This window comes from Exiguobacterium sp. s145 (genome assembly GCF_018618835.1).
Taxonomy (GTDB): domain Bacteria; phylum Bacillota; class Bacilli; order Exiguobacteriales; family Exiguobacteriaceae; genus Exiguobacterium_A; species Exiguobacterium_A artemiae.
On sequence record NZ_JACSMV010000003.1, the window covers coordinates 106,095 to 122,171 of the forward strand.

The 16,077-nt window shown below is 50.3% G+C and carries 15 protein-coding genes; 4 read left to right on the plus strand and 11 right to left on the minus strand.

From position 1 onward, the window contains the following. Positions 1-120: 120 nt before the first annotated feature. The 4 genes from KNQ07_RS05540 to KNQ07_RS05555 are packed head-to-tail and all read left to right on the plus strand — an operon-like array spanning position 121 to position 3,949. Positions 121-1,116 carry a siderophore ABC transporter substrate-binding protein gene (locus KNQ07_RS05540; protein WP_214765296.1) on the plus strand — a complete coding sequence of 332 codons (996 nt, stop codon included), beginning with the start codon at positions 121-123 and terminating at the stop codon, positions 1,114-1,116. Beyond that, complete coding sequence (locus tag KNQ07_RS05545; protein ID WP_214765298.1) at positions 1,117-2,136, plus strand: ABC transporter permease; 1,020 nt, start codon at positions 1,117-1,119, stop codon at positions 2,134-2,136. It abuts the gene before it with no gap. A gap of 8 nt (positions 2,137-2,144) precedes the next feature. Beyond that, entirely contained in the window at positions 2,145-3,200 is a 1,056-nt protein-coding gene (locus KNQ07_RS05550) for an iron chelate uptake ABC transporter family permease subunit (RefSeq protein ID WP_376778096.1), read from the plus strand. Next, positions 3,197-3,949 carry an iron ABC transporter ATP-binding protein gene (locus KNQ07_RS05555; RefSeq protein ID WP_214765302.1) on the plus strand — a complete coding sequence of 251 codons (753 nt, stop codon included), beginning with the start codon at positions 3,197-3,199 and terminating at the stop codon, positions 3,947-3,949. The genes KNQ07_RS05550 and KNQ07_RS05555 overlap by 4 nt, the downstream gene beginning before the upstream one ends. 75 nt (positions 3,950-4,024) lie before the next feature. Here the strand turns inward: KNQ07_RS05555 and KNQ07_RS05560 are convergent, their stop codons facing one another. The 11 genes from KNQ07_RS05560 to KNQ07_RS05610 all read right to left on the minus strand — a co-directional run bounded on the left by KNQ07_RS05560 (position 4,025) and on the right by KNQ07_RS05610 (position 16,073). Further along, positions 4,025-5,197, minus strand: a complete 1,173-nt coding sequence (locus KNQ07_RS05560; RefSeq protein ID WP_214765304.1) for a glycine C-acetyltransferase — start codon at positions 5,195-5,197, stop codon at positions 4,025-4,027. Beyond that, positions 5,197-6,288 carry an L-threonine 3-dehydrogenase gene (tdh, locus tag KNQ07_RS05565; protein ID WP_214765306.1) on the minus strand — a complete coding sequence of 364 codons (1,092 nt, stop codon included), beginning with the start codon at positions 6,286-6,288 and terminating at the stop codon, positions 5,197-5,199. Before tdh ends, KNQ07_RS05560 begins: the two co-directional genes overlap by 1 nt. Before the next feature lie 95 nt (positions 6,289-6,383). Continuing rightward, entirely contained in the window at positions 6,384-7,250 is an 867-nt protein-coding gene (locus KNQ07_RS05570; protein ID WP_012369934.1) for a 2-oxoacid:ferredoxin oxidoreductase subunit beta, read from the minus strand. Further along, complete coding sequence (locus tag KNQ07_RS05575) at positions 7,237-8,988, minus strand: 2-oxoacid:acceptor oxidoreductase subunit alpha (protein ID WP_012369933.1); 1,752 nt, start codon at positions 8,986-8,988, stop codon at positions 7,237-7,239. The genes KNQ07_RS05570 and KNQ07_RS05575 overlap by 14 nt, the downstream gene beginning before the upstream one ends. A gap of 203 nt (positions 8,989-9,191) precedes the next feature. Further along, positions 9,192-9,452, minus strand: coding sequence for a stage V sporulation protein S (locus KNQ07_RS05580; protein ID WP_012369932.1), 261 nt, complete (start codon positions 9,450-9,452; stop codon positions 9,192-9,194). A gap of 29 nt (positions 9,453-9,481) precedes the next feature. Next, positions 9,482-10,276 carry a TIGR00282 family metallophosphoesterase gene (locus KNQ07_RS05585; protein WP_188005295.1) on the minus strand — a complete coding sequence of 265 codons (795 nt, stop codon included), beginning with the start codon at positions 10,274-10,276 and terminating at the stop codon, positions 9,482-9,484. A 50-nt stretch (positions 10,277-10,326) separates the two neighbouring features. Beyond that, positions 10,327-11,889: a ribonuclease Y gene (rny, locus tag KNQ07_RS05590; protein ID WP_012369930.1), complete on the minus strand. Its 1,563-nt coding sequence runs from the start codon at positions 11,887-11,889 to the stop codon at positions 10,327-10,329. A 193-nt stretch (positions 11,890-12,082) separates the two neighbouring features. Beyond that, positions 12,083-13,126, minus strand: coding sequence for a recombinase RecA (recA, locus tag KNQ07_RS05595; protein ID WP_012369929.1), 1,044 nt, complete (start codon positions 13,124-13,126; stop codon positions 12,083-12,085). Positions 13,127-13,227: 101 nt separating this feature from the next. Beyond that, entirely contained in the window at positions 13,228-14,472 is a 1,245-nt protein-coding gene (locus KNQ07_RS05600) for a competence/damage-inducible protein A (RefSeq protein ID WP_214765308.1), read from the minus strand. A gap of 70 nt (positions 14,473-14,542) precedes the next feature. Beyond that, positions 14,543-15,121, minus strand: coding sequence for a CDP-diacylglycerol--glycerol-3-phosphate 3-phosphatidyltransferase (gene pgsA / locus KNQ07_RS05605; RefSeq protein WP_214765310.1), 579 nt, complete (start codon positions 15,119-15,121; stop codon positions 14,543-14,545). 61 nt (positions 15,122-15,182) lie between these two features. Further along, positions 15,183-16,073, minus strand: a complete 891-nt coding sequence (locus KNQ07_RS05610) for a helix-turn-helix domain-containing protein (RefSeq protein ID WP_012369926.1) — start codon at positions 16,071-16,073, stop codon at positions 15,183-15,185. Positions 16,074-16,077 lie beyond the last annotated feature (4 nt).

Below are 16,077 nucleotides of genomic sequence, written 5' to 3' on the forward strand. Positions count from 1 at the left end.
TCATTCAGTTTGAAGATGACAATGATAATCATTATCAATAATTCTGTGAGGAATTAATCCACCTACATATTCACGGAATTGATGGGAGGCATTGTCCAAATCAAAAGGAGATGAATGAGAATGGGCACAGTAAAAACATCGATGGTGATCAGTTCACTCGCCGTCCTACTCGCCGCGTGCGGCACAGCGAACGAAACGACTACGACGGACAGCAAGAAATCCGCCACGAAAACGATCGACATTACAGACGCACACGGTACGGTCAAGGTACCCGTAAAACCAAAGAAAGTCGTGGCACTCGATAACCGGACATTTGAAACACTCGCTGACTGGGAGGTCAAACTCGCGGCTGCTCCGGTCGGACTGTTGCCGGCGGAATCACCTTACGCCAAGGACAAGGATATCGTCGACGTCGGAATGCACTTCGAACCGAACCTTGAAGCAATTGCCGGAGTTGATCCGGATGTCGTCATCGTCGGTCAACGCTTTGCGGATTATTACGATGATATTAAAAAACTGGTCCCGGAAGCCGCAGTCATCGATCTCGACATCGAACTGCCGGAACAATCCGGTACGCCCGGTGAATTGCTAGTCAAAGGGCTCGAGGATACGACACACACGCTCGGACAGATTTTTGCCAAGGAAAAAGAAGCCGACCAACTCGTCACGACGTTTGAACAATCGATTCAGGACGTGAAAAAATCATATAACGGAACAGACAGCGTCATGTCCGTCATCGTCTCGGGCGGCGATATCGGTTTCTCCGCACCGATGAGCGGTCGGGTCTTCGGACCGATGTATGACATATTCGGCTGGAAACCGGCCCTGGAAGTCAAACAAAAATCAGGTAACGATCAAGGAGACGAGGTGTCCGTCGAAGCCATCGCTCAAAGCAATCCGGACCGGTTACTTGTCTTAGACCGTGACGCTCCTCTCGGAAACGCCAAAGATGCTGTTCCGGCGGAAGATGTCATCGATCGTGCACCGGCGCTTCAACAGACAACAGCCGTCAAAGAACAGCGGATCGTCTATACGCCTAAAGATATGTACTTAAACGAATCGATCCAGACCTATTCGGAATTTTTCCAAAGCGTATCGAAAGCGTTTGTGAAGTAAATGGAGCAGGTCAAGCCGCAACAAGTGAATGGAAGTGTTGAGCCGAGTGCCCGACCTTCCTTTTCTGTCGTTTGGACGCCGCCGTTCATCATCGCTCTCCTGATCATCGGTCTGCTTGCCGTTACTTCCCTGTTGACCGGAGTCTATGAACTCAACAACACGGCGAATGACTTTTCTATGTTTTGGATTACACGTGTTCCGCGAACAATCGCCCTGATGCTGACAGGTGCAGCGATGGCGATGGCGGGACTCGTCATGCAGCTGATTACACAGAACCGGCTCGTCGAACCGACGACGACCGGTACGATTGAATGGGCGGGACTTGGACTATTGACCGTTTATCTGCTTGTTCCGGCACCGACACTGATGATGCGGATGACCGGTGCCATTGTGTTTGCCTTTATCGGAACGATGGTGTTCTTTTGGTTCCTGCGTTCGGTCAAGCTTCGGTCTTCGCTGATCGTACCGATCATCGGACTGATGCTCGGCGCTGTCATCTCGGCCATTTCCACCTTCTTAGGTTTATACTTCCGGGCGAGTCAGGCACTGGAAGGCTGGTTCGTCGGATCGTTTTCATCCGTCCAGATCGGTCGCTATGAATACTTATGGATAATTGTCGGGGTCACGTTTTGTATCTTTTTTCTCGCCAATCGTTTAACGTTGGTTGGTCTCGGTGAAGATATCGCGACCAGTCTCGGCGTTCATTACAATCGTTTGATGATGATGGCAACAGGTCTGATTGCCTTGTCCGTCGGCATCGTTGCGACGGTCATCGGAAATTTATCGTTTCTCGGTCTGATCGTGCCGAACCTTGTCTCGATGATGCGCGGAGATGACTTGCGCAGTAACTTGCCATGGGTCTGCGTCATCGGGATGGGGACGGTTCTCATCAGTGATTTGGTTTCGCGGACGTTGATCCGCCCCTTTGAACTGCCGGTCTCACTGATCCTTGGAACAGTCGGAGCAGCAGTCTTCATTCTCATCCTGTTGCGGCAACGAACAAGAGGAGGTATCCGATGAATACCGTCATGCACAGAAAACCAAAATCCTACCGAAGTGAACGAACAACCGCTCATACAAGTGACCGGAACACTTCTGCCTTCCCGTCCAAACGACATGCACGCCGCTACTGGATCTTGTTGTCCCTGTTTCTGTTCGGTGGACTGCTCTGTTCCCTTGGTCTACTGCTCTACAACAATCCGGTACCCGTTCAGTCACCGTCCTTTTGGCCGGTCGTCGAACGCCGAATCACAGCCGTCACGACGATGGCGATTGCCGCACTCTGCCAAAGTCTCGCCACCGTCGCCTTTCATTCGGTCACGAATAACCGGATCATCACGCCGTCCCTGCTTGGATTCGATGCGCTGTACTCAACGATTCAAACGTCGATGATCTTTTTCTTTGGTGCAGGGGCTCTGATCGGTTTTTCCGGAACGAAAGCCTTTTTGACACAAGTCGGTCTCATGCTCGTGATGAGTCTATTGCTTTACGGATGGCTGTTATCCGGAAAATATGCCGATTTACAACTCCTGTTGCTCGTCGGTATCATCCTTGGCACCGGACTGAATTCTCTTGCCAGCTTCATGCGGCGGATGCTCGATCCGTCCGAGTTCGATATTTTGCAGGCCCGATTGTTCGGTTCAGTCACGAATGCCGATCCTGCCTATTTTCCAATCGTGATTCCGGTTGTCCTGATTGTCAGTGTCTTGTTGTTCCTGTCGGCGAACCGTCTGAATATCATCGCCCTCGGAAAGGACGTCGCGACCTCGTTCGGCATCAATCACCGCCGAAGCGTCCTCTACATCCTCATCCTTATTTCCCTGCTCATGTCGATGTCGACGGCACTGATCGGACCACTGACGTTTTTCGGTTTTCTTGTTGCCACACTCAGTTATCAGGTCGCTTCCACGTATGACCATAAGTACGTCTTGCCGATGGCCTTTTCGATTGGTTTTCTCGTTCTGACGAGTGCTTATTTCTTTATGTATCATATTTTCAATGCACCGAGCGTCGTCTCCGTCATCATCGAACTGTTTGGCGGTCTGATTTTCTTAACGGTGTTATTACGAAAGAGGTCCTTATGATTAAATTAACGCAAGTCAAAAAAACGTATACGGATCATGTCCAGATCGGTCCGCTTGAGTTAGAGATTCCGAAAGCGGGTCTGACCGCACTGATCGGACCGAACGGCGCCGGTAAATCGACGACACTGATGATGATCGGTCGTCTGTTGCAACTTGATGAAGGACAGATTCAAGTCGCAGGATTCGATGTCTCAAGCACGAAGTCAAAGGATTTAGCAAAAATCATGACGATTCTTCGTCAGGAAAATCATTTCGTGACCCGGCTGACGGTTCGCCAACTGGTCGGATTTGGCCGGTTCCCCTACTCGCAAGGGCGAATGACACTGGAAGATGAGAACATCACGTCAAAATACATCGACTTTCTTGACCTGACACCACTTGAGAACCGTTACCTCGACGAACTGTCAGGCGGACAGCGTCAACGGGCTTATGTCGCGATGGTCTTGTGTCAGGAGACGGACTACGTGTTGCTTGATGAACCGCTCAACAATCTCGATATCGCCCGGTCCGTCCAGATGATGGGATATCTGCGTCATGTCGCGGATGAGCTTGGAAGAACGATCATTACCGTCTTACACGACATCAACTTTGCGGCGAAATATGCCGACCATATTTGTGCGATGAAACATGGACAGATTGCTGCATTCGGTACGGTACAGGAAATCATGGTCGCAAACACGCTCTCCGATATTTTTGAGACCGATCTCGAGATTATTGACGGACCATACGGACCGATTGCTATTTATTGAAATCAAGCATGAGGAACACCAAAAAGGGACGGCGCATCGTAGTGATGTGCCGTCCCTTCTATGTTTTCGTACCTTTTAAATCAATTCCAGCTCTTGACCGACTTGTTTAAACGCTTCGAGCGCTTGCTCCAAGTCTTCCCGTGTATGTTCGGCCGTGACGATTGTCCGGACACGTGCTTTACCTTTTGCGACCGTCGGGAAGGCAATCCCTTGTGCAAAGACACCGTGTTGACGCAGACGGTCTGACAGCTGATGGCATAATGCTTCGTCGCCGACGATGACCGGTGTGATCGGCGTCGTCGACGTGCCGATATTAAAGCCGAATTCTCGTAATCCGTGTTTAAAGAATTCCGTGTTTTCCCAGAGACGGTCAAACAGTTCTGTTTCTTCTTCCATGACACGAAGCGCTTCCCGGTTCGCTTCGACGACTGCCGGTGGATGCGACGTCGAGAACAAGAACGGACGGCCTTTATGGATCAGATAGTCTTTGACGTGTTGTTCACACGCGACGTACCCTCCTAGAACACCGATCGCTTTTGAGAGTGTCCCGACTTGCAACGCGACCCGTCCGTCGAGACCGAAGTGATTAACAGTTCCGCGGCCACTTTTTCCGAGAACACCCGATGCATGGGCATCATCGACCATGACGAGGGCATCATATTTTTCAGCCAGTTCAACGATTTCTGGGAGTGGCGCGATATTACCGTCCATTGAGAAGACACCATCCGTCACGACGAGACGTGTCCGTGCGTCCTGTGTTTCCTGCAGTGCTGCTTCCAAATCCGCAAGATCGACGTGGTTATAGATCCGGCGTTTCGCTTTCGTCAGACGGATTCCGTCGATGATGGACGCATGGTTCAAGGCGTCAGAAATGACGACGTCTTCCGGTCCAAGCAAGGCTGACAACACACCGAGGTTTGTCGCGAATCCTGATTGAAAGACAAGTGCCGCTTCTGTATGCTTAAAGGTCGCCAGTTCACGTTCGAATGCTTGGTGCATTTCGAGTGTTCCAGCAATCGTCCGGACCGATCCTGTTCCGGCACCGAATTCAAGAGCAGCGTCCGCTGCCCGCTTCGCGAGCCGCGGGTGCGCCGCGAGTCCGAGATAGTTGTTTGACGACAATTGAATCAATTCTTTCCCGTCGACAGTTACCCGGTTGTGCTGGGCACTTTCGAGTGCAACGAGTTCGCGGAACGTTCCCGCTTGTTTCATCTCTTCTAATTCTGTCCGTAAATGTTCAAATCCCATTAATTCGTCCCCCTTGGTTGTAGTACGACCTTTCCACATTTCCCTTGTCGCATCAATTCGAATCCTTCTTCAAACCGTTCGAGTGGCAATGTGTGTGTAATCAACGGTTTGACATCGACTTTTCCGCTCGACAGGAAAGCGGATACCTGACTCCATGTCTCATACATCTTCCGCCCGGTAATCCCCTGAACGCGGACTCCTTTGAAGACGACATGGTTCGTCAAATCGATTTCAACCGGTTTGACCGGCAGGCTCAAGATGTTAACGTCTCCTCCTGCTGTCACCATCTCAAATGCTTGACCGATCGCGACCGGATGACCGCTCATTTCGCAGACGACATCAATACCGTCTCCGTCCGTCATCATCCGGACCCGTTCGAGGACATCTTCATGACGCGAATCGATGACGACATCTGCGCCCATCGTTTTCGCAAGCTCCAACCGGTACGGATTGACATCAATCGCAATGACTTCCGCAGCTCCTGCCGCTTTTGCGACCGAGACAGCCATCAGACCGATTGGACCGCAACCGACGATGGCGACCGTTTTAGCGCTGACGTCACTCGCAAGAACCGTGTGAACGGCATTGCCCATCGGCTCTTGAATCGATGCGATGGCGGCTGGCATATCCTCCGGATTGACCCAGAGATTTTCTTCCGGCATGACGACGTACTCGGCGAAACAGCCTTGTGTATCGACGCCGATGATTTTTGTGTTTTTACAAATGTGATACTGCCCCCGCAGACACTGTTTGCATTGATGACAGACGATATGTGTTTCCGCTGAGACACGGTCCCCGAGTTTCAGACGTTTCGTCCCTTCTCCCAGTTCCACGACTTCACCGGAAAACTCATGTCCGAAAACATACGGCGGATTCACGCGTGATGCTGCCCACGCGTCCCATTCGTAAATGTGGACATCCGTCCCGCAGATGGAAGTCGCTTCCACGCGAATCAAGACTTCACCACGTTTTGGTGAAGGAACTGCGACTTCTTTCAAGACAGCGCCAAATCCCCGTTCTTCCTTGACGAGTGCGCGCATCGTTTTTACTTTTGTCGTATCTTCTACAGCTGTCACTAGTTTTGTCATCATTCCCCGACTCCTTCGTGGTCTTTGCCTCTTTCTCTAATCGGTCCAGACCAAGTATTGAGCATCCCCAAATAACCAAACAATCTTTCACTTCTAGTTTACATGAATTCAGCCGCAAGTTTACCAAATGTTTCTTCATTCATCTCAAGATCGGCAAAAGTTAGTCCATTCTCCGCATATCCGTCGATTTGTGACTGATAATCCGGACGTGAATCATCCTGATAAATCAGACCCATGACGAGACCGTTGTGTTCATGGACGACGCGTTTCGCCACATCAAGATCCGTCGCGTCATAGTCTTCAAGATCATCGAGTTTCGTCAGATTCTGCTTGAACCAGTCGTACGTGTTGACTTTATTAAACGTCACACACGGACTGAAAACGTTGATGAAGGCAAATCCTTTATGTTGCGTCGCCTGTTCAATCAGACTCGTCAAGCCTTTTAAGTCGTTCGAAAAACTTTGGGCGACGAAGGTCGCGCCTGCCGTCAAGGCCAGTTCGACCGGTGAAACACTTTTTTCAATCGATCCTTTCGGCGTCGACTTCGTCTTAAAACCAAGTGCCGACGTCGGTGATGTCTGCCCTTTCGTTAGCCCGTAAATTTGATTGTCCATGACGATGTACGTCATATCCACATTTCGTTTGAAGGCGTGAATCGTATGCCCCATCCCGATGGCAAAACCATCTCCGTCACCGCCGGACGCGATGACCGTCAATTCACGGTTTGCCATCTTGACGCCTTGAGCGATCGGTAACGACCGGCCATGAACGCCGTGGAAGCCGTACGTGTTGATATAACCGGAAATTCGTCCCGAACAGCCGATGCCGGAAATCAACGCCAGTTCTTCAGGCTCTAGCCCGACGTTTGCGACGGCACGCTGAATGGCCGCCTGAATCGAAAAGTCGCCGCAGCCCGGACACCAGTTCGGTTTGACATCGTTTCTGAAATCTTTAAAGGTTGCCATGGAAAATCCCTCCTGCAACGACTTGTTCCACTACTTCCGCCGGATAGAACGGATCGCCGTTGAATTTTAAAATGTGTTCAATTTTTTCTGCAAAACCGCAGTTCATCTGAATCAGTTTCGCGAGTTGGCCCGTCGCATTGTATTCGACGACGACAACCTGCTTTGCCCGCTCGAGGTGCGGACGGACCAGTTCACTCGGAAACGGATGCATCTGGCGGATGTGGAGATGATCGACATGAATGCCCTGTTCTTCGAGACGCGGCATCACTTCTTCAATCGTTCCGCGTGTCGAATTAAAACCGACAAACAGGATATCCGGTGTCGCATGCTGTTCCGTGACGAGGACGGCATCCTTCATCCGGAATTGACCGAGCTTCCGCAGACGTTTCGTCATTTGGTCGACCCGGTTTTTCGTCGCTTCCGACGGACGGCCTTCTTCGTTATGTTCGACGCCCGTCACGTGATGGATCCCGTGTTTCGTACCGGGGACGACTCGTGGACTGATTCCGTCTTCCGTCACTTCATACCGTTTGAAATACGATTTACCTTCAAGCTCCGGCAATTCGTCGAGCATCAGTTTCCCGCGACGGATTTCCACACGGTTGACATCAAGCGGTTCGACAGACTGTTTTCCGAGCGACAACATCAAGTCCGTCAATAAAATCACTGGACACTGGTATTCTTCCGCGATGTTGAACGCTTCGGCTGCATCATAAAAAGCTTCTTCGACCGTCGACGGCGCGAGGACGACTTTCGGGATCTCACCATGTGTGCTGTAAATCATCGCCATCAAGTCGGACTGTTCCTGTTTCGTCGGCAGTCCGGTCGATGGTCCGCCGCGTTGCGTATCGATGATGACAAGCGGCGTTTCCGTCATCCCGGACAAGCCGATCGCCTCTGCCATGAGAGACAATCCCGGTCCGGCTGACGCGGTCAGGGACCGGACGCCGGCATAGTTGGCACCGATGGCCATTGTCACCGCGGCAAGTTCATCTTCCGTCTGAACGACGGTTCCGCCGAACTGCGGTAATTTTTTAATTAAGTACTCCATGATTTCCGACGACGGCGTAATCGGATAGGCGGCCATCAGACGGGCTCCGCCTGCCACTGCACCAAGCGCAATCGCATCGTTGCCGATCATGAACATCCGTTGCTGTCCGTCTGCCGGATCGAGGATAAAGCGTTCCGCTGTTCCGGCCATCGCCTCAAATGCCGCGGCGCCTTCACGGATTGCCGATAAGTTCTTTTCGACCATCTCCGGTCCTTTTCGACCAAAAATTTGTTCCACGACCGCCTGGAACCGTTCCGGTGCAATCCCGAGAATGGCGCTCGATGCTCCGATGGCGACCATGTTCTTCATCAGCGATGTGCCAAGTCCGGACGCAATTTCCGTAAAGGGAATCGGATACAAAGCAGCACGTGTCTGATCCGGATTCGTCGGATTGAACTTCGCGTCGGCGATGATGATGGCGCCTTGACGCAACTCATGGAAGTTGACATCGATGGTTTCCTGATCAAAGGCGACCAGAATATCAAGATCATCGGCGACGGTCCGGACTTCGTGTGTCGCGACACGGATTTTGTTGTTCGTATGTCCTCCCTTGATGCGTGAAGAAAAATGACGGTATCCATATAAGTAATAACCAAGACGGTTCAAGGCAATGGCAAAGATCTCACCCGTCGACTCGATCCCTTCCCCCTGCTGACCGCCTACTTTCCATGACAATTGATTGTACATCGACGTTCGCTCCTTTTATCCCCTGAAATGATTGAAGCTGTCTGCTTCACTATCCTCCCCCATGATACCGATTTCCCGATACTTGTACAATGCTCCTCTGGCGAATCCATTGATTTTTTCCGGCTGTCCGACATAAAAAAAAGACCATCTACTCCAACGAGTAAATGGTCTGCTTTAACGTAGGACCTATGTCCAATGATGCATCATCGTGGTTCAATGATTAATTTGATTGCCGTCCGTTCCTCGCCATCAATCATGATGTCGGTAAATGCCGGAATACAGATCAAATCCATGCCTGCCGGTGCGACAAACCCTCTTGCGATTGCCACCGCTTTAACGGATTGATTGAGAGCACCTGCTCCGATTGCCTGAATCTCGACAGAACCTTTCTCTCGAAGTACACCTGCGAGCGCTCCTGCGACCGCATTCGGATTCGATTTAGCTGATACTTTCAGGACGTCCATGCATGTACCTCCCAATCAAAAATCAAAGCTCAATCAAAGAAAATCGATTGATCCGTCAAATGGATGCGTTCAATCTTCGTTGCTTTTTTTGATACATCATTAATATGAATCAAGACTCCATTTAATTGTTCCCGTCCTTCAGCAACTTCAAACCGGGTTGGGAGCTGTGTTTTAAATTTTCGTAACACATCTTCTTTACGCATACCGAGAACACCGTCGAGCGGTCCTGTCATGCCGACGTCGGTGATGTAAGCCGTTCCGCCTTCAAGAATCCGTTCGTCCGCTGTCTGGACGTGGGTATGCGTTCCGACGACTGCTTGGACACGTCCTGCCAAGTGGTAACCCATCGCGATTTTTTCACTCGTCGCTTCTGCGTGGACGTCAACGAAAATCGCATCGACTTCCCCTTCGACTTCCGCAATCAGCTCATCGACTGTCCGGAACGGATCGCCGAGCGGCGGCAGGAAGACGGTCCCTTGCACGTTGATGACGGCAATTTTTTTGTTGCCGACTTTTAACACCATCATGCCGCGGCCGGGTGTTCCTTCCGGATAGTTCGCCGGGCGGACGATCCGGTCCGCATCGTCGATCCAATCAAAGATATCCCGGTTGTCAAACGTATGATTCCCCATCGTCACGCCGTGGAATCCGAGTTCAAGCAATTGATGGTAGATGGATTTCGTGATTCCCCGGCCATGTGCGGCATTCTCGCCGTTGACGAGCATGACCGTCGGATTATATTTCGATTTAATACGTGCCGTGAATTGCTGTAAGATATGACGTCCTGGTGCCCCGACGACATCTCCGATAAATAAGATCTTCATGAAACATTCCTCCAGTAATTAAAAAAAGTGGCGGTCGCCCGCCACTTTGCTTATTTTGCGTATTCGACTGCTCGTGTTTCCCGAATGACCGTAACTTTGATATGACCCGGATAATCGAGTTCTTCTTCGATTTTTTTCCGGATATCGCTTGCCATCTTATGGGCAAGGACATCGTCGACGACATCAGGACGAACGATGATCCGGACTTCGCGACCTGCTTGAATCGCAAATGACTTCTCAACACCGTCGAATGATTCCGAGATTTCTTCCAGGCGTTCAAGACGCCGGATATAACTCTCGAGTGTTTCTTGACGTGCACCCGGACGAGCGGCTGATAAAGCATCCGCTGCCGCAACCAGGACGGAAATGACAGATGTCGCTTCCGTATCCCCGTGGTGGGAAGCAATCGCATTGATGACGGTTGGATGTTCTTTGTACTTCGTACCAAGTTCCACTCCGATTTCAACGTGACTTCCTTCCACTTCGTGGTCAATCGCTTTCCCGATATCGTGGAGGAGACCGGCGCGTTTCGCAAGTGTTACATCTTCACCGAGCTCTGCTGCCATCATACCGGCAAGATGAGCGACTTCGAGTGAGTGGAACAATACGTTTTGACCGTAACTTGTCCGATACTTCAAGCGGCCGAGAATTTTGACGAGATCCGGATGAATCCCGTGAATCCCGACATCATATGTCGCTTCTTCACCGATTTCACGAATCCGTTCGTCGACTTCCCGACGTGATTTGTCGACCATCTCTTCAATTCGTGCCGGGTGAATCCGGCCATCTTGAACGAGTTTTTCAAGGGCCATCTTCGCCACTTCGCGGCGAATCGGATCAAATCCGGACAAGATGACCGCTTCCGGTGTGTCATCGATGATTAAATCGATACCCGTTAACGTTTCGAGGGTCCGGATGTTACGACCTTCACGACCGATGATCCGGCCTTTCATCTCGTCATTCGGCAAGTTGACGACCGAAACCGTCGTCTCTGCGATATGTTCCGCGGCGAACCGTTGAATCGCAAGTGAAAGGATGTTGCGTGCTTTTTTGTCTGCTTCTTCTTTTGCTTTTTGTTCGATTTCTTTTTGAAGAATGGCTGCATCGTGCATGGCAGCTTGTTTCGTCTCATCCATGATGATAGCTCTAGCTTCGTCTTGCGAAAGATTCGCAACACGTACGAGCTCTTGGCGTCCCTGTTCATACAGGTCCTCTACTTTGCGTTCTAACTCTTCAGCTTGATGCTTCCGTTTTGCGATCTCTGCATCACGCGTATTGATTTGTTCTTCCTTGCGGTCGATGGAATCAACACGGCGATCGAGTGTCTCTTCTTTTTGGAGCAATCGTCCTTCTTGTTTCGTTAACTCTTGACGACGTTCACGAAGCTCTTTTTCGACTTCATTCCGAAGTTTAAAGGCTTCATCTTTCGCTTCGAGCAATGCTTCTTTTTTCGTTGCTTCCGCTGATACTTGTGCACGTTCCACGATTTTCGTCGCTTCTGTTTCCGCGCCTTGAATCTTTGCTTCTGCAATCGATTTCCGCAAGAAGTAGCCTACGATGAATGCGATCAGTATTGCGAGGAGAAGTATGACAATCCAAGTTGTTGTACCCATGGGTTCACCTCCCCTTTACAAGGTGTTTCTTAGTTCATTTCGGTTATTCATCGAAGCTGTCTAAAAAACGTACATCTATATTGTAAGGATAGCACTCGTTCATTGTCAACGAACGGGCGGGAAAGAATTCCTATGTTTTCCTCTTTTCAACAAAAAAAGAGCAGAATCTGAATCGATTCCACTCTCTTTCGACTTATTCTGCAAACAGATCTTCGTCTTGACCTTCTTCAAAGTCAACCGGTTCTTTCCGGTCGACGAGACCGTGATGTTCACGAATCAATCGTTCGACCTCATCCGCAACATCCGGATGTTCGATCATGTATTGTTTCGCATTTTCACGTCCTTGACCAAGACGCTCTGAATTGTATGAATACCAAGCACCACTTTTTTGGACGATATCGAGATCTGTTCCAAGATCAATCAGCTCGCCGAATTTAGAGATTCCTTGTCCGTACATGATGTCGACTTCCGCTTGTTTGAATGGCGGAGCGATCTTGTTTTTAACGACTTTCAGTTTCGTCCGGTTTCCGACGATGTCTGTTCCGTTTTTAAGTGCTTCTGCACGACGGACTTCAAGACGGACCGATGAATAGAATTTCAAGGCACGTCCACCTGGAGTCGTTTCCGGGTTACCGAACATGACACCGATTTTTTCACGAATCTGGTTGATGAAGATGACGATTGTTTTGGATTTGTTTGTCGCACCGGACAATTTACGCAACGCCTGACTCATCAAACGAGCCTGGAGACCCATGTGCGAGTCACCCATTTCGCCTTCGATCTCGGCTTTCGGGACAAGTGCCGCTACTGAGTCGACGACGAGGATATCAACAGCACCAGAACGGACTAATGCCTCTGCGATTTCAAGCGCCTGCTCCCCTGTATCCGGTTGTGATAACAGTAATTCATCGATGTTGACACCGAGTTTGCTGGCATAAGCCGGATCAAGTGCGTGCTCGGCATCGATGAATGCCGCCTGTCCGCCTTGTTTTTGGACTTCAGCAATCGCATGAAGCGAAACTGTCGTTTTACCGGAAGATTCCGGCCCATAGACTTCGATTACCCGTCCACGTGGATATCCACCTGCACCGAGTGCTATATCTAATGTGATAGATCCAGAAGAGATTACGGATACTCTCTGATCTGCACTTTCACCTAGTTTCATGATTGAACCTTTACCAAATTGTTTCTCAATCTGACGTAATGCCATTTCAAGTGCTGCTTTACGATCACTCACGTAGCAGGCCTCCTTTTATTTATCTTACTGAGATTATTGTACTTCTTTTGAGACCGAATAACAAGCATTTTACGAACATTTATTCGCATAGTTGAAAGAAATCATTTTTTGTTCATTTCGTCCGCCAGGCTGATATTTTGAAGGAGCATGAAGTAAGCATCCTTGACGGAACGCAATCTAATCATACCACGGTCGAAGGCCGGATACGTCAGCTCAAGTACTTCCGTACCGCCTGAATGTGCTAACGCACAGTAGACCGTTCCGACCGCTTGACCACTGTTACTCGTGGGACCAGCTTCACCGGTCAGGGCGATGGCAAGATCCGTCTGATAGAGTTTGCGTGCTCCTTCCGCCATGGCAACGGCAACGTCCCCGCTGACGGCAGTCTGTTCGTCAAGCAATGTCTGCGGTACTCCGAGGACGTTCACTTTTGCTGCATCCGCGTAAACGACAGCGCTGCCTCGGAAGACGTCACTCGCGCCTTGAATGTCGGTCAGACCGCTTGCAAAGGCTCCTCCGGTCAACGACTCCGCTGCTGACAACGTCAAACCGGCTTCCCGGCACCGGTCGAGGACGACTTCGGGTAAACTCGTTTCGCCATAACCGTAAAAATGGCTGCCGACTTCGGCAAGGACTTGTTGTTCCAGCGCATCGAGCATGTCGAGGGCGACTTGTTCGTCAAGCGCCTTCGCCGTCAGACGAAGACGGACTTCCGCCAATTCGGCGTACGGGGCGACGGAAGGATTGCGGGCTGTCCGGATGAGATCCGCCAACCGGTCGTTTAATGCCGACTCTCCGATGCCGAAGAAACGTAATGTTCTGGATTTAATCGTTTCCTTGCCTAACAAGTGATCGAAGTGGTCGGCAATGATTCGCTTCATTTCCCGGGGGACACCCGGCAACAGGATGTATTGATGATCCGGCGTCTGAACGGACATACCCGGTGCAAGTCCGGCCTGATTCGTCAGCACATCGGCTTGATCGATGACAAGGGCCTGTTTTCTTTCATTCTCCGTCATTGTACGTCCCCGTGTTTTTAAAAATGCCTCAATCCGGTCGTAAGCCGGCTGATCCACATGAAGCGTCCGGCCGAGCAGTTCCGCTACGACCTCTTTCGTCAAGTCATCTTCCGTCGGTCCAAGTCCTCCGGTAATGACAATCAGTTCCGCCCGCTCCTGAGCCCGCGTAACAACTTCGACCATCCGTTCCCGGTTATCTCCGACGACCGTATGATAATGCACGTCAATACCACATGTCGCAAGCCACTCTGATAAATACTGGGCATTCGTGTTGGCAATTTCCCCTAACAACAATTCACTTCCGACAGCAATGATTTCTGCTTTCATTTTACATCCCCGCTTTCTTGACTATACGAAAAGACTGTTCGGGTTGACGAACAGTCTTGTTTGATCCAATTTACATGGATTTCGTAATTAACTTAATATTTTTTGAGAAATACTCGACTCCTGAATAAATTGTTAAGACCAACGCCAACCACATCGTGATTTCCGCAAAAGGAATGTTCAGTAAGGCAAATCCGATGTCATGCAGTAAAAAGGCGATGATTGATGTCAACTGGACCCAGGTCTTTGCTTTGCCGGAATTTCCGGCGGCCAGGACAATCCCCTCATCTGAAGCGACGAGACGGAGACCTGTCACGGCGAATTCACGGCATAAGATGATGACGACGACCCAAGCGGCGACGAATTCAAGTTCGACTAAATAGACGAGTGCTGCAGCGACAAGCATCTTGTCGGCGAGTGGATCCATGAATTTACCGAAGTTCGTGACCAGTTTGTTTTTCCGGGCAATATACCCGTCGAGCCAATCGGTGATGGCGGCGACGGAAAAGATCATCGCGGCGACGAAGTGGGAAACCGGCAGTTCTGCTCCTAAGACATCCCACTGTCCCCAGTCTGGATTGATGGCTAAGACGGCAACGAACACGGGAATTAGTAACACGCGTAAGACCGTCAATTGATTGGGCAAGTTCATTCTCGTATCCCTCCTTTTCGGGTTATGTATGCCAGCAGGGCTGACATGAAGAAGACACGCCTTATGGCGTGGCCACTTTCTTCAGATAAATATTTTGAACGAGGAGGGAGCGGTTAAGCTTAAGCTCCTGATTGTTGACGAGAATCCGGTCGATTCCTTTGATGGAACCGATCCGAATCCGAATCACGTCCGTTTTGGCATTTTTGACGACGATAGGATTTGGGTCTGACGCATTGATATGGTCAGGCGCGAGTGCTTGTCCTTCTAAAGACGTGTCCCGTACACCCACAAACGGTGACGGCGAAGCATCTTTTTTAATCCGGATCGATACACTCATTGTACCATCTGCCGGTACTTCATAGGTGATGTCTTGACCGACTGTCGTTTTGACAGCCAACGGTTTCTTCGTTTCTTTTTTAACAGGTTCTTCTTTTTTCGCCGGTTCTTCTTTCGGCTCTTCCGCTGCCGGTGCATCGGCTTCCTCACTTGGTGCGTCACCTTCGTCAATCGTGACCTCACTTTGTTTCGGCGTCGCCGTTTTTGTCCCGTCACCGTCCTGGAATGCCTGGAATCCGTAATACAAGGCAACCCCGATTGCAAAAATCAAGGCAATGATGATGATATTCGGAATCCAGCGTTTGGCGACACTTTTCTTCGGTGCCGTTGATTTGGAATACGTGGCCCGGCGAGACAGCTCAACAACAGGTTGTGCTTCCGGTTCCGGGAGGTCACGTTTGTAGGTCGCAAATACTTCGTCGACATCAAGACCAAGTGCTTCTGCATACGTCTTAATGAAGGCACGGGCGTAAAATGCGCCCGGTAATTGTTTGTAATCGCCTTCTTCAATGGCGAGAATATAACGTTTTTGAATTTTTGTCGTGCTTTGAATTTGTTCGAGCGAGATGCCTAACGTTTCCCGCTGCTCCTTTAAGTAGGTTCCGAGCTCAGTCATCGGT